General features: G+C 64.9%; 19 protein-coding genes. 10 read left to right on the top strand and 9 right to left on the bottom strand.

The genetic code is table 11. From position 1 onward, the window contains the following. Positions 1-105: 105 nt before the first annotated feature. Complete coding sequence (locus ACR9YP_RS33445) at positions 106-1,008, bottom strand: Spy/CpxP family protein refolding chaperone (protein WP_438110059.1); 903 nt, start codon at positions 1,006-1,008, stop codon at positions 106-108. Positions 1,009-1,098: 90 nt separating this feature from the next. Between ACR9YP_RS33445 and ACR9YP_RS33440 the strand changes: the two genes are divergently transcribed. Next, complete coding sequence (locus ACR9YP_RS33440) at positions 1,099-1,533, top strand: hypothetical protein (protein ID WP_438110058.1); 435 nt, start codon at positions 1,099-1,101, stop codon at positions 1,531-1,533. Positions 1,534-2,102: 569 nt separating this feature from the next. Here ACR9YP_RS33440 and rocD read toward each other — a convergent pair. After that, positions 2,103-3,317: an ornithine--oxo-acid transaminase gene (gene rocD / locus ACR9YP_RS33435; protein WP_438110056.1), complete on the bottom strand. Its 1,215-nt coding sequence runs from the start codon at positions 3,315-3,317 to the stop codon at positions 2,103-2,105. Positions 3,318-3,545: 228 nt separating this feature from the next. Beyond that, entirely contained in the window at positions 3,546-4,778 is a 1,233-nt protein-coding gene (locus tag ACR9YP_RS33430) for a cytochrome P450 (RefSeq protein WP_474217892.1), read from the bottom strand. A 106-nt stretch (positions 4,779-4,884) separates the two neighbouring features. Here ACR9YP_RS33430 and ACR9YP_RS33425 point away from each other — a divergent pair, with 106 nt between their 5' ends. The 9 genes from ACR9YP_RS33425 to cnbZ all read left to right on the top strand — a co-directional run bounded on the left by ACR9YP_RS33425 (position 4,885) and on the right by cnbZ (position 16,311). After that, entirely contained in the window at positions 4,885-5,427 is a 543-nt protein-coding gene (locus ACR9YP_RS33425; RefSeq protein ID WP_438110054.1) for a phosphonopyruvate decarboxylase, read from the top strand. Next, positions 5,424-6,014, top strand: coding sequence for a thiamine pyrophosphate-dependent enzyme (locus tag ACR9YP_RS33420; protein WP_438110052.1), 591 nt, complete (start codon positions 5,424-5,426; stop codon positions 6,012-6,014). The genes ACR9YP_RS33425 and ACR9YP_RS33420 overlap by 4 nt, the downstream gene beginning before the upstream one ends. Positions 6,015-6,141: 127 nt before the next feature. Continuing rightward, the gene (locus ACR9YP_RS33415; RefSeq protein ID WP_438110856.1) at positions 6,142-6,843 is read left to right on the top strand and encodes a TetR/AcrR family transcriptional regulator; all 702 of its coding nucleotides are present in this window, start codon (positions 6,142-6,144) and stop codon (positions 6,841-6,843) included. A 1-nt stretch (position 6,844) separates the two neighbouring features. Then, positions 6,845-8,035 (top strand): efflux RND transporter periplasmic adaptor subunit, encoded by a 1,191-nt coding sequence (locus tag ACR9YP_RS33410; RefSeq protein ID WP_438110050.1) that lies wholly within the window; start codon positions 6,845-6,847, stop codon positions 8,033-8,035. Positions 8,036-8,104: 69 nt separating this feature from the next. Beyond that, the gene (locus ACR9YP_RS33405; protein WP_474217891.1) at positions 8,105-11,203 is read left to right on the top strand and encodes a MexW/MexI family multidrug efflux RND transporter permease subunit; all 3,099 of its coding nucleotides are present in this window, start codon (positions 8,105-8,107) and stop codon (positions 11,201-11,203) included. A gap of 136 nt (positions 11,204-11,339) precedes the next feature. Then, positions 11,340-13,922 carry a sensor histidine kinase gene (locus ACR9YP_RS33400; protein WP_474217890.1) on the top strand — a complete coding sequence of 861 codons (2,583 nt, stop codon included), beginning with the start codon at positions 11,340-11,342 and terminating at the stop codon, positions 13,920-13,922. Then, positions 13,919-14,308, top strand: coding sequence for a response regulator (locus ACR9YP_RS33395; protein ID WP_018315558.1), 390 nt, complete (start codon positions 13,919-13,921; stop codon positions 14,306-14,308). Before ACR9YP_RS33400 ends, ACR9YP_RS33395 begins: the two co-directional genes overlap by 4 nt. Continuing rightward, a complete protein-coding gene (locus ACR9YP_RS33390) occupies positions 14,305-15,555 on the top strand; it encodes an adenylate/guanylate cyclase domain-containing protein (RefSeq protein ID WP_474217889.1) in 1,251 nt (416 codons plus the stop codon). The genes ACR9YP_RS33395 and ACR9YP_RS33390 overlap by 4 nt, the downstream gene beginning before the upstream one ends. A 9-nt stretch (positions 15,556-15,564) precedes the next feature. Further along, positions 15,565-16,311: a 2-amino-5-chloromuconate deaminase CnbZ gene (gene cnbZ, locus ACR9YP_RS33385; protein ID WP_249760459.1), complete on the top strand. Its 747-nt coding sequence runs from the start codon at positions 15,565-15,567 to the stop codon at positions 16,309-16,311. Positions 16,312-16,512: 201 nt separating this feature from the next. On the opposite strand, the gene ACR9YP_RS33380 is transcribed toward cnbZ, so the two are convergent. From ACR9YP_RS33380 to ACR9YP_RS33355, 6 genes are read right to left on the bottom strand one after another with little or no spacing between them, the layout of a single operon-like run. Next, the gene (locus ACR9YP_RS33380; protein WP_474217888.1) at positions 16,513-17,397 is read right to left on the bottom strand and encodes an ABC transporter permease; all 885 of its coding nucleotides are present in this window, start codon (positions 17,395-17,397) and stop codon (positions 16,513-16,515) included. 4 nt (positions 17,398-17,401) lie between these two features. After that, positions 17,402-18,343 (bottom strand): ABC transporter permease, encoded by a 942-nt coding sequence (locus ACR9YP_RS33375; protein ID WP_128935124.1) that lies wholly within the window; start codon positions 18,341-18,343, stop codon positions 17,402-17,404. Positions 18,344-18,353: 10 nt separating this feature from the next. Then, complete coding sequence (locus ACR9YP_RS33370) at positions 18,354-19,862, bottom strand: ABC transporter substrate-binding protein (RefSeq protein WP_474217887.1); 1,509 nt, start codon at positions 19,860-19,862, stop codon at positions 18,354-18,356. A 22-nt stretch (positions 19,863-19,884) separates the two neighbouring features. After that, on the bottom strand, positions 19,885-20,991 hold the full coding sequence (locus tag ACR9YP_RS33365; RefSeq protein WP_438110042.1) for an ABC transporter ATP-binding protein: 1,107 nt from the start codon (positions 20,989-20,991) through the stop codon (positions 19,885-19,887). Further along, a complete protein-coding gene (locus ACR9YP_RS33360; protein WP_438110040.1) occupies positions 20,991-21,980 on the bottom strand; it encodes an ABC transporter ATP-binding protein in 990 nt (329 codons plus the stop codon). The genes ACR9YP_RS33365 and ACR9YP_RS33360 overlap by 1 nt, the downstream gene beginning before the upstream one ends. Beyond that, complete coding sequence (locus tag ACR9YP_RS33355; RefSeq protein ID WP_474217886.1) at positions 21,977-22,684, bottom strand: DUF1028 domain-containing protein; 708 nt, start codon at positions 22,682-22,684, stop codon at positions 21,977-21,979. The genes ACR9YP_RS33360 and ACR9YP_RS33355 overlap by 4 nt, the downstream gene beginning before the upstream one ends. Between the last annotated feature and the right edge of the window lie 5 nt (positions 22,685-22,689).

The following is a 22,689-nucleotide window of genomic DNA, read 5'->3' as shown; positions in this document are numbered from 1 at the left end:
GTGGATACCGGTTCGCGTGAAGAAAACGCGTCAAAACAAAAATCTAGAGCGTCGGTTCTGATTCAATCAGAACCGATAGTGCTCTAGGTCACGCGCGCGCTGACCTCACGGGCTTGCGACCTGTTGTAGCGTGTTGAAGCGCGCCTTCTGCTCGCTGCTCAGCGTGGCGTAGAACTCGTCCAGCGCAGGTTCGACCAGCTTGGCGGCCGTCAGCATGGCCTCGAGCCGGCGCTGCATCGCCTCCAGCCGTCCGACCGGCGTCAGCGGCACATCGTTCGGGCAGGCCGCCTGCAAGTCCTGAACGCCCTTCGCCGTCGCTTCGCCGAGGCGGTCGAGCGCGTCCTTCTGCTTGCCTGCGGGGTGAAGCACGGCCTCGATCCTCTGGATCGGCAACTGGGTCAGGCTGGACTTGGGATCACCGCAGCCCTCGGCACTGGCTTGCTGCTGCTGTGACGAGCGGTCGCCGACATTGGGGCCGAGCGCGTTGAAGCGGGCCTGCTGTTCGTCACTGAGCGAGTTGTAGAACTTCTCCAGGGCCGGTCGCACGATCTTGACGGCTTCCAGCGTCGCGCTGATGCGGTTCATCATCGCGCGCAAGCGGCCGGGCGGCGTCAGGGCATAAGTCTCCGCGCAGGAATCCTTGAACACACCGGCAGCGTCGGCCGCCGCAGTCTTCAACTCGTCGAGCAGCGCGCGTTGCTCCGGCGTGGGCTGCACTGCTTTCGCGATATCGGCAAGCGGCCAAGCGGTGACGCCCTTGTCCGGCGTGCCGCACAATTGCTGTAGCGTCTGCGGGCTCACGCTGGCGCGCGGACGCGCGCGGCCGCCGCCGCCGGCTTGCGGATAGTCATACGGGTTGGTGCTGGCAAAGGCGGAATAGGGGCCGTCACCGCCCCAGAACACGGTGTCGACGAAGTCGTCATACGCGTACGCCCAATAGCCGGGCTCATAAGCATAGGACCAGAACGTGTAGTCAAAAATGTCGGAGTAAGCGTATGGCCAAAACACCGGCCCAAGCCACGCCACGAACACCGCGGGATGACGGTGACGCCAGGCCTGCCGGGGAGCCCAGCCGCTCTGGCGAGTGAGGAGGGCGGCTTGGGTCTGCGGAGCGGCCTGCTCACGGAAGCGCTCCGCAAACCGCCCGCGCTCGGCGGCCTGCACAGCGGCGGCCGTGGCGGCTCGCCCAACTGTCGTCGGCTCAGGTCCCAACCGCTGCAGGCGCGCCTGATCACTTTGCTGCAAGCGCTGTTCGCGCTGCAGCAGCCGGTTCTGCGTCTGCAGCGTCCGCTCCTGCGCGCGTTGCGCCCGCAGGCCTTCCGGCTTCTGCGACTGCAGTTGCTGGACGCGCTGCTGCATGCGATCGATGCGGCTCTGCCGTTCTGTGCTCTGGCGCGACAGCATCTCGCGCTGCCGCTGCTGCACCATCTGCTGGCGCTGCTGGATCTGCTGCTGGCGCTGCTGCCCGCGCTGTTCAATCTGATCCCGCCGCGACAGCCGCTCGCTCGCGGCCGGCGGCGCGCTGGGGCGTGAGGGGGCTGCGATATGCGGCGTCCGCTGGGGTGCCATGGCCGGACGCTGCATTGCTGCCGGCGCCCGATGAATTTCAGGCCGCGGAGCCGCCACGTGCGGGGCCGCCCGCGACGGAGGTGCAGCGAAATGTGGTGTCGGGCGGGACGGCGGTGCAGCGAAATGCGGGGTCGGGCGCGATGGCGGTGAGGCGATATGCGGCGCCGAATGTTGCGGCATGGCCGGTCGTTGCGACATGGCCGGGGGATGGAATGCCGGCGCGGCGGGACGCGCCATGGCTGGCGGCGCCGCCGGACGGGCCATGGCCGGTGGTGCTGCCGGCCGAGCTGCCGGCGCTGCGCCTGCACCGGGTGGTCCGCCCCTTCCGTGTCCCTGGCCGGGTCCTTGGGCGAACGCACTGAGGCTCGCCGACAAGATCGAGACACCAACTAAAACAGCCGAAAGGCAAACGCCACGCGGAAGCATGATTGTAGCTCCCAGCTCGTAATCGCCCACGACGTTTCAACGCGCAGCTGGCGGAATCGTTCGTTGTTGGCCGCTTCAGGCATTGCGATCTTCCGACGCAGGCAGCCTCAAGAGAAATCCTGCGTCAGGGTGGTGGCGAGCCGCTCCAGCGCCCAGTCGACCTGGTCGCTGGTGATCACCAGCGGCGGGGCGATGCGGATCGTCTGCTCGTGGGTATCCTTGGCAAGGATGCCCTTGGCCTGAAGCGCCTCGCAGTAGCGGCGTGCGCGGCCGGCCTCGGGATGCAGCTCGACCGCCAGCATCAAGCCGCGTCCGCGCACCTCGCGGATTGTGTTGGCACGAATGTCCTTCAAGCCTTCCAGAAAGCGCGCGCCCTGCCTGGCCGCGTTGTCGATCATGCCTTCCTCGACCAGCACGCGGATCGCCGCGCGCGCCACCGCGCAGGCAAGCGGGTTGCCACCAAAGGTCGAGCCATGCTGCCCGGGTCTCAATGTGCCGAGCACGTCGTTGTTCGAGAGCACGGCCGACACCGGATAGAAGCCGCCGGACAAGGCCTTGCCGAGCAGCGTCACGTCCGCCTCGATTCCCTCGTGCTCTTCGGCGAGCAGCTTGCCGGTGCGGCCGAGCCCGGTCTGGATCTCGTCGAGCACCAGCATCACGTTATTGGCGGTGCAGAGCTCCCGCACCTCAGTGAAATAGCCGGCTGGAGGAATGACGACACCGGCTTCGCCCTGGATCGGCTCGACCAGGAAGGCGACGGTGTTTGGCGTGATGGCCCCTTCCAGCGCCGCGGCGTCGCCGAACGGGATGATCCTGAAGCCAGGCGCGAACGGACCGAAGTGTGTGCGCGTCTCGGGGTCGGTTGAAAAGCCGACGATGCCCAGCGTGCGTCCGTGGAAATTGTTGGCACAGACGATGATTTCGGCCTGGCCGTCCGGCACGCCCTTCACCTCATAGCCCCATTTGCGGACCGACTTGATCGCGCTTTCGACCGCCTCGGCGCCGCTGTTCATCGGCAGCACCTTGTGGGAGCCGGTGAGCGCCGCGATCTCCTCGTAGAACAAGGCGAGCTGGTCGTTGTGGAAGGCGCGCGAGGTGAGCGTCAGCCTGTGTGCCTGTTCGACCATCGCCGCCAGGATCTTGGGGTGGCAGTGGCCCTGGCTGACAGCCGAATAGGCCGACAGGCAATCGAGATAACGGTTGCCTTCGGTATCCCAGACCCAGACACCCTCGCCGCGCGACAGGACGACCCCGATCGGCTCGTAATTACGGGCCCCAAAGCGTGCTTCCGTTGCGATGAAATCAATGACCGACGCGCTCATCTGCCGTCACTCCATTGCTGCGCGCGGGGGCGTCAACCGACTGCACCGGCGGCCTTCAGCTTGATCTGGGGATCGGACTGCCGCCTTGGAAGCCTTCGTGCGGCCGATTGCGTGCCGCTGCCTGATTTTCCTGAAATGTCAGGTAGTTCTGCGGAGCATCAGGGCATGGTTCGCCGACCCAGGCTCTACTGTGCATGGGGTTGTTTTCGTCATTTTTGTTTGGAGGACTCACCCGATCGTGCAGGGCACGCTCAAAAAGCCGCGAAACCGGACCCGTCCGCCCCGCACCGGCTGCCCGCTCACGGCATAATTCGGGAATCGCGCCAGGAAGCGCGAGATCGCGATCGCGCCTTCCAGCCGCGCCAGCGCCATGCCGGCGCATTGATGCGCGCCGGTGGCGAAGGCGAGGTGCCGGTTCGGCGTGCGCGCGATGTCGAAGCGTTCGGGGTCCGGAAACTGCGCGGGGTCGCGGTTGGCCGCCCCAATACACAGCGTCACCGACGTGCCGGCCTCGAGCACGACGCCGCCGAGCTCGACCCGTTCGGTTGTCATGCGGTTGCCGAGCTGATTGGAGCTCTCGTAGCGCAGCATCTCCTCCACGGCGGTCTTGATCATGTCGGGGTTGTCGATCAGGCGCTGCTTCTGATCCGGGTTCCGATGCAGCGCGACGAGGCCGTTGCCGATCAGGTTGGTGGTGGTCTCGTGACCGGCATTGAGCAGGAAGATGCAATTGTGCAGCAGCTCCTTCTCGGTCAGCCGCTCGCCGTTCTCCTCGCCGCTCCCTTCTCCTTGGATCAGGCGCGTCAGCACGTCGCGCTCGGGATTGCCGGGCTTTTGGCGCCGGCGCGCGACCAGCGTCTCGAGATAGGCGAGGAAGTCCTGTACCGCCTTGTTGCCGCGCGCAGCCGCTTCGGGCGTCACCACCGGTTCAAGCGCGCCCAGGATCGCCAGCGACCAGTCGCGCAGCGGCGCGCGTTCCTCGTGAGGCACGTCGAGCAGATTGCCGATCACCTCGATCGGAATGGAGGCGGCAAAGTCCTCGATCAGCTCGCAAGCCCCTTTGGCAGCGATGGCGTCGAGCAGCCCGTCGACCAGCTTGATGAGGTCGCCCTCCATTCCGGCGATGGCGCGCGGCGACAGCGCGCCCATGATCAGGCGGCGCACGCGGGTGTGGGAGGGCGGATCGTTGAAGACGAGGCTCGTGGTGTGGTGCTCGTAGAGCAGGCTGTCGCCGTATTTCGGCGCGAACTCGCGCTTCTTGTCCGAGCTGAACGATTTGGTGTTCTTGTAGGTGGTGACGAGATCGTCATAGCGGGTCAGGAACACGGTGCCGTTCGGCAGGCGCTTGACCGGCTCGTTCTCCCGCAGTGCACGATAGGTCGGATAGGGGTTGTCATAGAACTCAGGCGTCAGCTTCTCGAGATCGAAGCTTGCCGCCAGCTCCTTCGCATCTGCGTTCATCCCGTTATACTCGCCGGTTAAAGCCGATATGCCGTTTTTGTTGTTCTGATCGACGCACGCATGCGTCTACAGTCGCGCCGTCTTTGCTAGCCGACCGGACAGGAAAATGCACGCGCGCGCTGACGTTCCCGATACGGCCCCGAATTGGCCCGACGATATTTTCGCGACCTTGCAGCGCTTCGACGTCCGGCAGGTGCCGTACGTGCCCGATGCCGGTCACTCGAAGCTGATCCAGCGCGTGCTGGCCTCCTCCACGATGCGCGGCATTGCGCTGACGACGGAGGAGGAGGGCGTGGCACTTCTCGCTGGCGCTTGGGCGGGCGGACAGCGCGGCGTGTTGCTGATGCAGTCGAGCGGCGTCGGCAATTGCATCAACATGCTGTCGCTGATCCCGATCCTGCGCTTTCCCTTCCTCACGCTCGTCACCATGCGCGGCGAGTGGGGCGAGTTCAATCCGTGGCAGGTGCCGATGGGATCGACCACGCAGGGCGTGTTCGAGCTCTCCGGCGTCAAGGTGCTGCGCGCCTCGAACGCGGCCGAGGTGCCGGCTGTGTTGGAGGCGGCTGCAGCGCAGGCCTACAACGCGCTCACCCCCACCGCCGTCCTGTTGTCGCAGCGCCTGATCGGCGCCAAGGTTTTCACCAAATGAGCAAGGCCAATCTCCTCGACCGCCGCCAGGTGGTGTCCACGCTGCTCGCGGACCGCAAGGACGTCGTTGCGATCGGCGGCTTAGGTGCCTCCACCAACGACATGTGCGCGGCCGGCGACCACGCGCGCAACTTCTATCTCTGGGGCGGCATGGGTGGCGCTGCGATGATCGGGCTCGGGCTCGCACTGGCGCAGCCAAAGCTGCCGGTGCTGGTCATCACCGGCGATGGCGAGATGCTGATGGGGATGGGCAGCCTCGCCACCATCGGCCTGCAAAAGCCGGCCAATCTCTCCATCGTCGTGCTCGACAACGAGGCCTATGGCGAGACCGGCGGTCAGACCAGCCACACCTCCGCGGCCGCCGACCTCGTCGGCATCGCCAGGGCCTGCGGCATCGAGGACAGCCGGGCCGTCACGACCATGGCCGAGGTCGAGGCCCTCGCAAAGGCCGTCCACGACGTCCCCGGGGGCCCCCGCTTTGCCAATGTGAAGATCGACAGCGCCAGCGTCGAGCGGATCTTGCCGACCCGGGATGGGACCTACATCGTCAACCGGATCCGTGGCGACCTGGGCTTCCAGCCGATCTAGGGCCAGCCTTGCCCGGCCCCCCCATCCTGCTCGTGCGCCGTGTACTCTAGCCAGTTTCTACTGAATCCAGAGGTTGCGATGCAACATATTGCTTGACTTCTGCGTGGGTGAGTGCTTACTCACTAGCATGAGCTCATTGCGTATGACGAGCGACCTGAGGCGTCAGTTGATCCTCGGTGCCGCGAAACGCTGCTTTGCCCGACACGGCTATAACGGCACCACGACCAAGAGCGTGGCGGCCGCCGCTGCCATTTCCGAGGCGCTGCTGTTCAAGCATTTCCCGTCCAAGGCGGCGCTCTACGCCGAGATCCTGAGCGACGAATGCGAGGCCGATCCGGCCCTGATGGATCTGCTCGAACGGGAGCCGTCGACGGCTACCCTGGTCGAGCTGATCCGCGGCATGGTCCAGCATTTCCTCGCGATCGCGGACGGGCCCGACCAGGAAGAGGCGCAGCGCCTACGGCTGATGGCCACGAGCCATTTGGATGATGGCGAATTCGCCCGTTTGCTATATGCCAAGATCGAGACGCTGATCGGGGCTGTCTTCGTCACGTCGCTCGAGCGCGCGATTGCGGCCGGGGACGCGCGGCCGTGCACTGGCGATCCGCTCAACCTGTTCTGGTTCTCGCATCATTCGGTGATGACCGCGGCGCTGACCAGGCTGCCGGCCGCGCCCTGTCTCGTTTACGGCAAGGCAAACGATCTGGAGCGGCAGCTCTGTGAATTTCTCCTGAGGGGTATCGGACTTAACGACGCCGCAATTGCTTCGCATCTGGGCCGCAATCAGGCGGCCGGTGCCGGCAAGACGGCAATTGCAGAAAGTGCATGACATGAACATCGTAGCCGAACACAAGATTTCGGGCGAACCGATCGACAAAGCGCCGAAGCGTCCGGTCAGGCCGGTGCGTTGGTTCATCATCGTCGGCATGCTTCTGGCCGTGCTCGTCGGTGGTCTCGTCTGGTTCAATTATTTCCGCGGCCAGATGATCAAGCAGTTCTTCGCCAACAACAAGCCGCCGCCGGTCGCCGTCAGCGCCGCCGAGGCGAAGTCGGAGGTGGTGCCGAACCTGCTCACCGCGGTCGGCGGCCTTGCCGCCGTGCACCAGGTCGACGTCTCCGCCGACGTCAACGGTCGCGTCACCGAGATCAAGTTCGAGCCGGGTACGCGTGTCGAGGCCGGCACGCCGCTGGTGCAGCTGTTCGACACGCCCGAGCAGGGCGATCTCGCCAACTACAAGGCGCAGGCGACTGTCGCTCAGCTGTCGCTCGACCGCGCCAAGCAGCTGGCCTCGCGTCAGTTCGGGCCGCAGGCGACCGTCGACCAGGCGCAGGCCGCCTACGACCAGGCGCAGGCGGGCATCGCCAAGACCGAGGCGCTGATCTCGCAGAAGCTGGTGCGCGCGCCGTTTTCCGGCGATCTCGGCATGCGCAAGGTCGAGGTTGGCCAATATCTGACGGCCGGCACCGCCATCGTGTCGCTGACCGATCTGTCAGAGCTGTGGGCCAACTTCACGGTGACGGAAAAGGATTCCGGCAGCCTCAAGGTTGGACAGGCCGTGCGGTTGAAGGTCGACGCCTATCCGGGGCGCACCTTCGAGGGCAAGATCACCACGATCGAGCCGCAAATCTCGACCGACACCCGCAACATCCGCGTGCAGGCGACGATTGCCAATCCGGAGAGGATCCTGAAGCCGGGCATGTTCGTGACCACCACGGTGGTGCTGCCGGACAAGCCGGCCGTGATCACCGTGCCGGAGACGGCGGTCGACTACACGCTGTACGGCGACTCGGTGTTCGTGATCACCGAGAAGAAGGAAGAGGACGGCAAGACCAGCCTCTCCGCGGTGCGCACCTTCGTGCAGACCGGCAATCGGGTCGAAGGCCGCGTCGAGATCGTCAAGGGCCTGAAGCCGGGCGACAAGGTCGTCGCCGTGGGCCAGCTCAAGCTGCAATCGGGCGCGCCGGTGTCGATCTCGACCGATCCGGCCCCGGCAATCCCGGCGCAGCCGCCGCGCTACTGACAAATACATTCACGTGATCCGGCTCGGCCGGATCACGCTTCTTGAGACATAGAAATCGAGATCGCCGCGATGGCCTTTACCGACATTTTCATCAAGCGACCGGTCCTGTCGGTCGTCGTTAGCCTGCTGATCCTGCTGATCGGCTTGCGCGCGGCGATGGTGCTGCCGATCCGGCAATATCCCAAGCTGTCGAACACGGTCATCAACATCACGACCGTCTATCCCGGCGCATCCGCGGACCTGATCCAGGGCTTCATCACGACGCCGATCGAGCAGGCGGTCGCTTCCGCCGAGGGCGTCGACTACATCACCTCGTCCTCGGTGCTCGGCACCTCGACGATCCAGGTCTACATCAAGCTGAACTTCGATCCGAACCAGGCGCTCACCGAGGTGCTGGCCAAGACCAACTCGGTCAAATACCTGATCCCGAAGGAATCCAACGACCCGATCGTCACCAAGACCACGGGCCAGACCACGGCCGTGATGTATCTCGGCTTCTCGTCCGAGGAGCTATCGGGCTCGGCGATTTCGGATTATCTGACGCGCGTGGTGCAGCCGGTGCTGTCGACCGTCGACGGCGTGGCCTCGGCCGACATTTTGGGCGGTCAGACCTTTGCGATGCGGCTGTGGCTTGATCCCGTGAAGATGGCCGGCCGCAACGTGTCGCCGGCCGACGTCGCCGCCGCGATCACTGCCAACAACTTCCAGTCTGCGGCGGGCCAGGCCAAGGGCTATCTCATCGTCTCGAACGTCTCGACGAATACGGGCCTGACTGACGTCAACCAGTTCAAGAAGATGATCGTCAAGGCCAAGGACGGCGGCTTCGTGCGGATGGAGGACATCGCCACCGTCGAACTTGCGGCCCAAAGCACCGACGCGAGCGTTGCCTTCAACGGCGAGCACGCGATCTTCATCGGCGTGCAGGCGACGCCGCAGGGCAATCCGCTGACGCTGGTCAAGGGCGTGCGCGCGCTGTTCCCCGAGCTCGAACGCAATCTGCCTCCGTCGATGAAGATGAAGGTCGCCTACAACTCGACCAAGTTCATCCAATCCTCGATCGACGAGGTGGAGAAGACGTTGGGCGAAGCCGTGATCATCGTGATCGTGGTCATCTTCCTGTTCCTCGCCTCGCTCCGCTCGGTCATCATTCCCGTCGTCACCATCCCGCTGTCGATGATCGGCGTCTGCACCCTGATGCTGGCGCTGGGCTTCAGCTTCAACCTCCTGACCCTGCTCGCGATGGTGCTCGCGATCGGCCTCGTGGTTGACGACGCCATCGTCGTGGTGGAGAACATCCACCGCCACCTTGAGGAGGGCAAGACGCCGGTTCAGGCGTCGCTACAAGGCGCGCGCGAAATCGTCGGCCCCGTCATCTCGATGACCATCACGCTCGCCGCCGTGTACGCTCCGATCGGCTTCCTTGGCGGTCTCACCGGTTCGCTGTTCCGCGAATTCGCGTTCACCCTCGCGGGCTCGGTGATCGTGTCGGGCGTAATCGCGCTGACGCTGTCGCCGATGATGTGCTCGGTGCTGCTGAAGAACACCGAAGAGGGCCGCTTCGCCAAGCTCGTGAACCGGGTGTTCGGTGCGATCACGCGGTGGTACGGGCGCAAGCTCGATCGCTCGCTGGACTACAAGGCGATCACCGGCCTGTTCGCGGTGACGATCCTCGGCCTGGTCGGCTTCCTTTACATGCACACCTCGAAGGAGCTGGCGCCTGAGGAAGACCAGGGCATCGTGTTCGCGGTGACCAAGGCGCCGAAATACGCCAACATCGACTATGTCGATTTCTATGGCGAGAAGCTCGACAAGGAATTCCAGAAATTCCCCGAGACCGACCTGCGTTTCGTGCTGAACGGCATCAACGGCCCGCAGGGCGGCATCGCCGGCATGCTCTTGAAGCCCTGGGACGAGCGCAAGCGTTCGTCGATCCAGCTCAAGCCGCTGGTGCAGGCCGAGCTCTCCAAGATCGAGGGCGTGCAGGCTTTCGCCTTCAACCTGCCGCCGCTGCCGGGCGGACCGGGTGGTCTTCCGATCCAGATGGTGATCAACTCCACCGCCGGGTTCCAGACGGTCTATGAGCAGATGGAGAAGCTGAAGGACGCCGCGCGCAAGAGCGGCATGTTCATCGTCTCCGACAGCGACCTCGCCTACAACCAGCCGAACGTGAAAGTCACGATCGACCGCACCAAGGCGCAGGACCTCGGCGTCAACATGCAGAACCTCGGCTCTACGCTCGCGGTGCTGCTTGGCGGCAATTACATCAACCGCTTCAACCTCGAGGGCCGCTCCTACCAGGTGATCCCGCAGGTGCCGCGCGGCAAGCGTCTGTCGCCGGAATCGCTCGGCGGCTACTATGTGACGACCAACACCGGTCAGCAGCTCCCGCTGTCGACGGTGGTGTCGATCGAGACCAAGACCGACCCGAATTCGCTGACGCACTATAACCAGCTCAATTCGGCGACGTTCTCGGCCGTGCCGATGCCCGGCGTGACCGTTGGTGCGGCGGTCGACTTCCTCGAAGGCGAGGCCAAGAAGCTGCCGCAAGGTTTTAGCCACGACTATTTGGCCGATAGCAGGCAATACGTGCAGGAAGGCAACCAACTCGCCATCACCTTCGGCTTCGCGCTGATCATCATCTTCCTGGTGCTGGCGGCGCAGTTCGAGAGTCTGCGCGACCCGCTGGTGATCATGATCTCGGTGCCGATGGCGATCGTCGGTGCGCTGATCCCGCTGTTCTTCGGCGCGGCGACGATGAACATCTACACCCAGGTCGGTCTGCTCACCCTGGTCGGCCTGATCACCAAGCACGGCATCCTGATGGTGGAGTTCGCCAATGAGCTCCAGGTCAACGAGCGGCTCGACCGCCGCTCGGCCATCGAGATGTCGGCCCGCATCCGCCTGCGGCCGATCCTGATGACCACGGCAGCGATGGTGACGGGCCTGATCCCGCTCCTGACCGCGACCGGCGCGGGCGCGGCCAGCCGCTTCTCGATCGGTCTGGTCGTCGTCGCCGGCATGTCGATCGGCACGCTGTTCACGCTGTTCGTGCTGCCGGCGGTCTATGTGGTGCTGGCGACCGACCATCGCGCGGCGGCCGATTCGGAGCGGAACAAGCAGGTGGCCGATCTCGACCTCGGCTCCGACAAGGCCCTGCGGCCGACCTGAGGCCCATCCGAGCGAATCCAGAGGGCGGCAATGGGTTAACCTCCATTGCCGCCCTTTTTCGTTCTCGGCTCCAGCAAAGAGTCCGTTCCCGCGCTTGCGAGAGACAAGGTCCGGTCTTCTTGCTAGGTTCCGAGGGATGAGCCTTTCCCTCCATCCCGACACCCCGCAAGCCAGGACGCTGCCGAGCGCGGCGCCGGGGGAGGGCGCGTCCGGCGAAGCGGCGGGCCGCGGGATCAGGATCCGGCTGTTCACCAAATATGTCGCGCTGTTCGTGGCCGTGGTCGCCGTCGCGCTGCTCGCCAACGGCCTGTTCGAGGTCTTCTTCTATTATCGTGAGCACAAGGCCTCGCTGATCCGGGTCCAGCACGAGCAGGCCGAGGCAGCCGCGGCAAAGATCGGCCAGTTCGTCAAGGAGATCGAGAGCCAGCTCGGCTGGACCACGCAACTGCCCTGGTCGGGGGGCTCGATCGAGCAGCGCCGCTTCGACGCGCTGCGGCTGCTCCGCCAAGTGCCTGCCGTCACCGAGCTCGCCCAGGTTGATTCGACCGGCAAGGAGCGGCTGCGGGTCTCGCGGCTGGCGATGAATGCGATCGACAGCGGGATCGACCTGTCGAACGATCCGAAATTCACCGAGGCACTCGCACACAAGATCTATTACGGGCCGGTCTATTTCCGCCGGGAGTCCGAGCCCTACATGACGTTGGCGCTAGGCGGCGCGCGCAAAGATGCCGGCGTCAGCATCGCGGAGGTCAATCTCAAGCTGATCTGGGACGTCGTGTCGCAAATCAAGGTCGGCGAGCGCGGACACGCCTATGTGGTTGGCCCCGAGGGGCGCCTGATCGCGCATCCCGATATCAGCCTGGTCCTACGCAACACCGACATGTCGGGTCTCGCACAAGTGCGCGCCGCGCAGGCCGGCAGTGGCCCCACCTCCGACGCGCTTCCCGAAGCGCGCAATATCCAGGGGCAGAAGGTGTTGACCGCATCGGCCCCGATCGCGCCGCTGGGCTGGACCATGTTCGTAGAGCTTCCTGTCGAGGAGGCCTATGCCGCGCTTTATGCCTCGTTGCAGCGGCTCGCGATCGTGCTGCTGGCGGCTTCGATCTTCGCGGTGCTTGCGGGGATCTTTCTCGCGCGCCGCATGGTCGGGCCGATCCAGGCGCTGCGCAGCGGCGCAGAGCGGATCGGCGGCGGCGACTTCTCCCAGCGCATCTCGATCAAAACCGGCGACGAGCTCGAAGGTCTCGCCAACCAGTTCAACGAGATGGGCGCGCGCTTGCAGGAATCTTATGCCGACCTCGAAAACAAGGTCGAACGGCGCACAGCGGAATTGAGCGAGTCCCTGCAGCAGCAGACTGCGACCGCCGACGTGTTGAAAGTCATCAGCCGTTCGGCGTTCGACCTGCAAGCCGTGCTGAACACGCTTGTTGGCTCGGCAGCTCGCCTGTGTGACGCGGACGAGGGGACGATTTTCCGGCCCAACGACGGCGTTTTCTATTTGGCGGCAAGCTGCGGACTCGACGCGGAACAGGAAAACAAGCTTCGGACATTCGCCTCTGTACCTGAACGGGGAAGTATGGTCGGCCGCACGCTGCTCGATGGCAAGACGGTTCATGTCCCGGATGTGCAGGCCGACCCGGAATATGCGCCCTCGTCCGCCCGAAGGCGCGCCAACGTGCGTACGATGCTGGGTGTGCCCCTGCTTCGAGAGGGGGCACCTATCGGGGTATTCGTTCTGACGCGACACGAGGTGCGGCCGTTCAGCGCGAAGCAGATCGAACTCGCCACGACCTTCGCAGACCAGGCCCTTATCGCGATCGAGAATGTCCGATTGTTCGAGGAGGTCCAGGAACGTACCAGAGAGTTGTCGCAGTCGCTCGACGACCTGCGCGCTGCCCAGGACCGCCTGATCCAGACCGAGAAGCTCGCGTCCCTCGGCCAGCTCACGGCGGGCATCGCCCATGAGATCAAGAACCCGCTCAATTTCGTCAACAACTTCTCCGCGGTGTCGACCGAGCTGATCGACGAGCTCAAGGAGACCCTGCAGTCGACCGCGCTCGATGGCAAGACGAAGGAGGAGGTCGACGAGCTGACCGGCATGCTCAGGGCCAATCTCGAGAAGGTGGTGCAGCACGGCAAACGCGCCGATTCCATCGTCAGGAACATGCTGCTGCATTCGCGCGAGGGCTCCGGCGAGCATCGCGCGGTGGATATCAATGCAGTCGTGGAGGAGAGCCTCAATCTGGCCTACCACGGCGCGCGCGCCGAAAGGCCGGCCTTCAACGTCACACTCCAGCGCGAGCTCGATCCGGCCGCCGGTATGGTCGATATCTATCCGCAGGAGATCACGCGCGTCTTCCTCAACCTGATCTCCAACGGCTTCTATGCCACTGCCAAGCGCAAGGACAGCGCGGGCGAGGCGTTCGAGCCGACCTTGCGCGCGGCAACGAAGAACCTCGGCGACAGGGTCGAGATCCGGATCCGCGACAACGGCACTGGGATTCCGCCCGAGGTGAAGCAGAAGATGTTCAATCCCTTCTTCACCACCAAGCCGGCCGGCGAGGGTACAGGGCTCGGCCTTTCCATGAGCCATGACATCGTCGTGAAGCAGCACGGCGGCACGATCGACGTGAACACCGAGCCCGGTGTATTCACCGAATTCATCATCACGCTGCCGCGCACGATGGCGGCAGGCGGAACTACTGGAGACGAGACTTGAACGTTTACATCCTGGTCGTCGATGACGAGCCCGACGTCGAGGCGCTGTTCCGGCAGCAGTTCCGGCGGGAGCTGCGCGCGGGACGCTTCCAGATGGAATTTGCGTCCTCTGCGCCCGATGCACTCAAGCGCGCCGCCGAGGTTCGCGATCCCTCGCTGATCCTGATTCTATCGGACATCAACATGCCCGGCATGAGCGGGCTCGACATGCTGCCGAAGGTACGTGCCGCGCATCCGGACGTTCCCGTCATCATGATCACTGCCTATGGCGACGCCGAAACGCGCCGCAAGGCGATCGAGCGCGGCGCCGTCGGGCTCCTGACCAAGCCGATCGACTTTGCACTGCTGCGGCAGGAGATCGACACGAGGCTCGAGCAAGCCGCATGACTGCGACCATCCTCTTCGTCGATGACGAGCCGGATCTCGAGGCGCTGATCCTGCAAAAATTCCGCAGGCAGATCCGGGAGGGGCGCATCGATATCATGTTCGCGCGCGACGGCCTCGAGGCGCTGCAATCGCTCGAGCAGAATCCGCATGTCGACATGGTGGTCTCCGACATCAACATGCCGAGGATGGACGGACTGTCGCTGCTCGCGAAGCTCCAGGAGGCCGAGGACAAGAAGTCGACCATTATCGTCTCCGCCTATGGCGACATGAGCAACATCCGCACCGCCATGAATCGCGGCGCATTCGACTTCCTGACCAAGCCGATCGATTTCGCCGACCTGGAGGCCACGATCGATAAAACCATTCGCCACGTCGAGATGCTGCGCGAGGTGCGGCGGCGCCAGCTGGAGGCCGAGCGCGCCCACGCCTCGCTGTCGCGCTTCTTCTCGCCGGAGATCGCCAGGCGCCTGGCGGCGGATGTCGCCGGCGACGGCATGGAGGTGCAGTGGCGCGAGGTCGCGACCATCTTCACCGACATCACCGGCTTCACGTCGCTGGTGGAGAGCGCGGCGCCCCAGATGCTCGGCGAGCTCCTCAATGAATATGTCGGCGGCATGACCGAGATCGTCTTCGCGCATGAGGGAACGGTCACGAAAATCATCGGCGATGCGATCCAGGTGCTCTTCAACGCGCCGGGGGACCAGCCGGATTATGCGACGCGTGCGGTCGCCTGCGCCCATGATCTCGACGCCTGGGCGGAGGGTTTCTCGGCGCGTTGGAGGGCGAGAGGCGTGAATTTCGGGACGACCCGGATCGGCGTGCATGCGGGCCCGGCGCTGGTCGGCAATTTCGGCGGCAATCGCTTCTTCGACTACACCGCCTACGGCGACACGATCAATATCGCGGCGCGGCTGGAGGCTGCCAACAAGCATCTGGGAACGCGCATTTGCGTCAGCGCCAGCGTCGCCAAGTCGGCCGAAAACTTCCAAGGCCGCCCCATAGGCGAGCTGATGCTGCGCGGACGCAGCGAGCCGCTGCGCGCGTTCGAACCGCTGCCGCAGGCCAAATTCGAAGCGCCGGAAACGGCGCTATATTCGGAGGCGTTTGCCAAGATGGAGGCCGGCGATGCCGCCGCCATGCCTGCCTTTGCTGCGCTGGTCGGCATGCACGCCGACGATCCCCTGGCCGGCTTTCACCTAAGACGCCTGCTCAACGGCGCCAAGGGCATTCGCATGCAACTGGAATAGGAGTCCGTCATGATCCGTGAGTTCTCTGCCGGCAATTATCGTTTCATTCCGTCCGTGTTCCAGTACTCGGCGGGTGCCGCCGCAGATGATGGCTACGAGATCGAGCGCGTTCGGTTCGACCGCCTGGTGCCGCTTGCGGAAGGATTTGCGCTGGCGGCGAAGTTCATCCAGCAGGCCGGGCGCCCGCTGACGGCATTCTGTGCCTGCGAATTGCGCTCGCCGGCGGCTTTCAGCGAGGAAGGTTTTCGGGCGTTCAACCTGCACTATGTGAAGACGCTGTCGGAATGGGGCATCTTCGACGGCACCACCAATCCGGTGGCACGCAGCAATGTCTGCCCCGAGATCGATCCGCCGTCCGAGCCGTCATTCTACGCGTTCTCCTTCACGCGCCCAACCCGCTCGACAGCGCCGAGCTTCGTGATCGCCGGCGGCGCCGAGGCACGCGAGGGCAGCGGGACCTATGTCGAGCGCACCGTGCGCTACCGCGATCTCAGCCCGGAAGGGCTGCGGGAGAAGGTGCGCTTCACCACGACGTCGCAGATGGAGAACCGGATGGGGGCCTTCGGCTTCGGCTGGAAGGACACGACCGGCGTGCAGGCTTATTCGGTGCACGACTTCCACCACGCGCTGGTCGACGAGCTGGTCCGTCGCGGCGCGCTGCGCTCCGGCCTGACCTGGCATTTTGCCCGGCCTCCCGTGGTCGATCTCGAATATGAGATGGATTGCCGCCGCGTGATGCGGGAGGTGGTGATTTGAGGTCTATCGGCTGGTGATCTTCACCTCTCCCGTAGGGAGAGGTCGGATCGCATCAAAGATGCGATCCGGGTGAGGGGTTTCAGTCTCACTGAATGCTGCGGCCCCTCACCCGGATTGCACTGGACGATGCTTTGCATCGCCAGGCGCAATCCGACCTCTCCCCGAAGGGGAGAGGTGTAGGGCGGCAACGTTGATCCAAACTCAGCGCTGGCGCGGGTCGAGTGCGTCGCGCAGGCCGTCGCCGAGCAGGTTCAGCGACAGCACCACCAGGAAGATCGCAAGGCCCGGCCAGATCGCCATCCAGGGCGCCTGGGTCAGGAAGCGCTGTGCGGCATTGAGCATGCTGCCCCATGATGGCGCCGGCGGCTGCTGGCCGAGGCCGAGGAAGGACAACGCGGCTTCGGCGATGATGGCCGCCGCGATCGATAGCGTCGCCTGCACCAGCAGCGCCGGCAGGATGTTCGGCAGGATATGCGAGAACGCGATCCGCCACGGCGGATTACCGAGCGCGCGCGCGGCCTCGACATAGTCTTCGGCCTTGACGCTGAGAACCTGGCCGCGGGTCAGGCGGATGAAGATCGGGGTCGCCGAGATGCCGATCGCGATCATGGCATTGCCGAGGCTCGGACCGAGGAATGCCGCCAGCGCAATCGCCAGGATCAGGAACGGGCAGGCGAGCATTGCGTCGGTGATCCGGCTGATCAGCGCATCGGTGAAGCCGCCGCGATAGCCGGCGAGCAGGCCCAGCGGCAGGCCGATGCCGAGCGCGATCGCGACCGAGATCAAGCCTGCGAGCAGCGAGGCTCGCGCGCCGTAGATGACGCGGCTCAGGATGTCGCGGCCGAGCTCGTCGGTGCCGAACCAGTGCGCGGCGGTCGGCGGCTTGCGCACCAGGCTCCAGCTCGTCGCGACGGGATCATAGGGAACGACGATCGGTGCAAGCACCGCAAGAAGAATGAACGCGATGATCACGATGAGGCCAAATACAGCGGCCTTGCGCTTGAACAGACGCCGCCGCGCGCGGCGTGCCGGGCTGTCCGGCTCGTGAGCTTGCGTGACGGGGCTGGCGAGCGCCGTGTCGGTCATGGCACTAGCCCCGTAGCCGCGGATTGACGAGGATATAGGCGACGTCCGCAATGAGATTCAGCGTGATGTAGACCGTGGCCGTCACCAGCACCACGCCCTGCACGACCGCATAGTCGCGGTTGAACACGGCATCCACGATCAGCTTGCCGAAGCCGGGGATGGAGAAGATCTGCTCGGTCAGCACCGCGCCCGACAGCAGTGTGCCAAGCTCAAGCGCGCCGAGCGTGATGATGGGCGTCAGTGCGTTACGCATCGCGTGCTTGAGGATGACCGAGCGTTCCGACAGTCCCTTGGCGCGCGCGGTGCGGACATAGTCGCTCTCCAGCACCTGCAGCATGGCACTGCGCGTATGCCGCATCAGGATCGCGGCAATCGCGTTGCCCAGCACGAAGGCCGGCATGATGGTGGCCGCCAGGCTCGCGCGCCAGTTTTCGGTGAGCGGCACATAGCCCGAGGCCGGCAGCCAGCCGAGCTCGATCGAGAACAGGAAGATCAACATGATGCCGAGCCAGAAATTCGGCGTGGAGATGCCCCACAGCGCGAAGAAATTGGCGCCGTAGTCCCAGGCGGTGCCTTTCTTCACGGCCGCGACGATGCCGGCGGGAATGCCGATGCAGAATGCGATCAGGATCGCCATGGAACCGAGCTGCAGCGTCACCGGCAGCTTCTGCGCGATCAGCTCGCGCACCGGCATCTTGTTGCGCAGCGACTCGCCAAAGTCGCCCGACAGGACGCCCTTGATCCAGTAGGCATACTGCACGGGAACCGGCTGATCGAGCCGGTACTGATGCCGAATCTGCTCGATCACCGCAGGATCGCGCTCTTCGCCCGCCATCACCAGCGCCGGATCGCCCGGCAGCAATTGCTGCAGCGAGAAGATCAGCACCGACACGAAGAACAGCGTCGGCACGATCTGCACAAGGCGGCGGGCGAGAAAGTTCAGCATCCCTTCGGCGTCACTTCAGCTTGAGGCCGATCACGCGCACGAGGCCGTCGGGCATCTGCCTGTAGCCTTCGAGCTTGGTCGTGTGCGCGATGATGATGCGGCGATGATAGAGGTAAAGGAGGGGCTCTTCCTCCTGGACCAGTTTCGCCAGAGCTTCGTAACTGGCCTTGCGCTTGGTGGGATCGGTCACCGCTCGCGCATCCTCCAGCGCCTTGTCGGCCTGTGCATTGTTCCACGCGCCGTAATTCTGCGGCGCGCCGCTGTGTAGGAAGACGTAGGTGTTGCCGTCGGGATCGACGCGGCCGCTCCAGGCGAGCATGTAGGCCTGGTAGTCGCCGGCCTCGGCCTGCTTCAGCCCGGTCGCGAATTCGGTGAGGCGGATCTTCATGTCGAAGCCGGCCTCGGCCGCCATCGACTGGATCACCTGCGCCGGCGTCTCCGTCTCGGCGCCTTTCGGCACCAGGAAGTCGACGCTGACCGGCGGCGTCACACCGGCTTCCTTCAGCAGCGCCTTGGCTTTCTCGACATTGCGGGGACGGACCGGAAGGGATTTCTGATAATAGGGATGATCAGGATTGACCCATTGATTGCCAACCTGAAACTCGCCGTTGAACACGACCTGGTTGATCGCCTCGCGGTCGATGGCGAGATCGAGCGCCTGTCGCACCTTGGCGGACTGGCTGAGCGGCCCTTTGGCCTTGTCCTTGCCGATGTTGAGGGTGACCCCCTGATAGCCCAGCTCGACGGCGGTCGCGACCTTCAGCCGCGAATCCGCGCGAACCTCCTTGAGGTCGGTGGCGAGCACCCGCTCGATCAGGTCGAGTCCGCCGGACTTCAGGTTCGCGAGCCGCACCGTGGCATCGACGATCGGCTGGAACACGATGCGGTCGATGAAGACGTTGTCCTTGTTCCAATAGTCGGCGAACCTCTCGAACACGATGCGGTCCTGCTGCACGCGCTCGACGAATTTGTAGGGGCCGGCGCAGACCGGACGCAGGCCGAACTTATCGCCGGCTTCCTTCGCCGCCTTCGGCGACATCATCATGCCGGCACGATCGGTGAGCTGCGCGAGCAGCGGCGAGAACGGCGACTTCAGCACCAGCTTGATGGTGAGGGGATCGACGACATCGATGTGGTCGACCGAGGCCAGCTCCGGCTTGCGGAAGGAGCCCGGGAAGGTCAGGTGGCGCTCCAGCGAGAATTTTGCGGCCTCGGCATCGAACGGCTCGCCGTCGTGGAATTTCACGCCGGGGCGGAGCTTGATGACGAGCGCTTTGCCGTCATCGGCCGTTTCGCTGGACAGCGCGAGCTGCGGCACGATGTTGAGCTTCTCGTCGATGTCGAACAGCTTGTCGCAGAACGCGGAGAACACGATGCGGCCGACATAGGTGCGTGCCATCGAGGGATCGAGGATGTCGGGATCCTCGGCAAGACCGATGTGCAGCGTGGTCTGGGCTTGCGCTGTTACCACCGACAGCAGGAAGGCAGTGGCCGTTGCGGCCAGGCGAAACATCTTCATCGGACAGTCCCCATTGCTTCGACTACGTCGTTGTGGGTGCGGTGTCTTGTATACCAACCCCGGAGACGGCTTCGCCTTCCGTCTTTCGGCTGAAGGCCGCGACCAATTTTGCAAGTGCCGGCGAAAACCCGCCGGCCGCCGGCAGGATGGCGTCGGCAGACGGCAGCTCGCTCACGCGGTGACAGGCGGCGGCGTGGCCCGCGCGGTCGGCCACGAGCTCCGGCGCCTCGGTGCGACAGCGCTCGATAACGAAGGGGCAGCGGGTGTGGAAGCGGCAGCCGGCCGGCGGGTTGAGCGCGCTCGGGATCTCGCCCGTCAATAGGACCGCCGTTCGCTTCGCTTTCGGCTGGGGCAGGGGGATCGCGGACAACAGCGCCCGGCTATAGGGATGTCGCGGTGCTGCGAAGAGCGCGTCGGCCTCCGCGGTCTCGACGATCTGGCCGAGATTCATCACCGCCACGTGGTCGGCGATGTGCTTGACCACGGCGAGGTCATGCGAGACGAAGATGTAGGCGAGGCCGAGCCGGTCCTGGAGCTCGCGCAGCAGATTAAGGATCTGCGAGCGGATCGAGACGTCCAGCGCGGAGACCGGCTCGTCGCAGATGATCAGCTTCGGCTCGACCGCGAGCGCACGGGCGATGGCAATGCGCTGGCGCTGACCGCCGGAGAATTCATGCGGATAGCGCTGCGCCAGCCGCGGCTCCAATCCGACCAGCCGCAGCAGTTCGGCGACCCGCTCGCGCCGTTGCTTCGGCCGTACCAGATCGTGTAGCGCCAGCGGCTCGGTCAGGATCTGGCCGACCGTCATGCGCGGGTTGAGCGAGGCGTAGGGGTCCTGGAAGATGATTTGGGCTTCGCGGCGGAAGGCGCGGAGTGCATTGGCGTCGAGGGAGAGAAGATCACGGCCGTCAAAGCGCACCGTACCCGCATCCGGCTCGATCAGCCGCAGCACCAGACGGCTGACGGTGGATTTGCCGCAACCGGATTCGCCGACCAGGGCCAGCGTCTTGCCGGCTTCGAGCGAGAAGCTGACGCCATCGACCGCCTTGACATGCGCCCGAGCGCGGCCGAACAGCGAGCGTTCGGCGACGAAATGCTTGACCAGGCCTTCGACCTCGAGCAGTGCCATCACGACACCAGACGTTCGAGCGGCGCGCGGATGCAGCGCGAGAGGTGACCGGGGCTGACTTCGATCAATGGCGGCGGCGCCTTGGTGCAGGCATCCAGCACGAACGGACAGCGCGCGGCGAAGCGACAGCCGGCGGGCGGTTGCGCCATGTTCGGCACCATGCCTTCGATCGTGGCAAGTCGCTCGGCGCGATGGTCGAGCCGCGGGATCGAGCCGAGCAGGCCAACGGTGTAGGGATGCTGCGGTGCCGAGAACAATTCATCCACCGGCGCGCGCTCGACGATCTCACCGGCATACATCACCGCGACATCGTCGCAGACCTCGGCGACGACGCCGAGATCATGCGTGATCAGGATGATGGCGGCACCGCTCGCCGCCTTCAACTCCCGCATCAGCTCCAGAATCTGGGCTTGCAAGGTGACATCGAGCGCCGTGGTCGGCTCGTCAGCAATCAAGAGGCGCGGATCGCAGGCCAGCGCCATGGCGATCATCACGCGCTGGCGCATTCCGCCGGAGAGCTTGTGCGGATATTCGTCGATCCGTCGCTCGGGTGAGGGGATGTGGACGCGGCGCAGGAGCTCGATCGCCCGCTCGCGCGCATTGCGCTGCGAACCGCCGCGATGGCGCAGGATGGTTTCGATGATCTGGTCGCCGATGGTCAGGCTCGGGTTGAGCGAGGTCATCGGCTCCTGGAAGATCATCGCCAGACGGTTGCCGCGCAGGTCGCGCAGGGTCTGGTCCGGCGTCTGCAACAGGTCGAGGCCCTCGAAGCGGATCGTGCCCGATATCTCCGCGCTCTGCTTCGGCAGCAGGCCCATGATCGCCAGCGACGTCACGCTCTTGCCGCAGCCGGATTCGCCGACGAGGCCGAGCGTGGCGCCATTGGCGACGCTGAGATCGACGCTGTCGACCGCATGGGTGATACGGCCATCGTCGCCGTGAAAGCGGATGCGCAAATCTTCGATCTCGATGAGAGAGTTCGCGCTCATGACCGTCTTCGGGCTGCGGCGATGCTGGCGTCGATGACGCTGCGATCGGTATTGCCGGCCGGGTTCTGCCGCGTCGGCATGGAGGCGCGGAAGTGCACCCAGAGCTCCTGGCTGACCCGCTCGAGCCGTTCGAGCTCCCCGAGCGGATCGGGATGATCGTCGGCGCGAATGTCCAACGCCGGCCATTCCTCCTCACCATGGATCAGCAGCGCCGCCGACTGCTTGCCGCGCTTGTCACCGCCGGCGGCTTCGCCTGCGCGCATGGCCGCGAGCAGACGGCGCGGGAAGGGCAGGCTATCATTGGCGATGTAGGTCTTTGCGGTCTCGTCGAGCACGTCGGCGCCCGCAAGCATGTTGCCGGCGATGGAGAAGCCGCTGCCCGCGATGTGTCCGCACCAGTCGATACAATCGCGCCCGGTATGCGCGGCGATCTCGCCGCTCGCGTCCATGATGTGGATCTGGCGGCTTTCGCGGCCGTCGTCGGCAGCGAGCAGCGCGGCAAGCACGTCGTGTGCATTGAGGCCTTCGCGCAGAAGCTTGACGCCGTCGATGCCGTAATAGGGATTGACCAAGGCCTGCGTGGCGATTGCCCCGAGTCCAGCGGCAATGTACGGGACACGCGCGCCGACCGCGAAGAAACGCGTCGCAACGGCAATGCCGAACTGGCCGGTGGCAGGATCTCGCGCGATGATCGACCAGGTCATTTTCT

This window comes from Bradyrhizobium sp. BR14999, assembly GCF_056106085.1.
The sequence above is the reverse complement of the archived record's forward strand: the minus strand, read 5'-3'. Positions and strand labels throughout refer to the sequence as shown.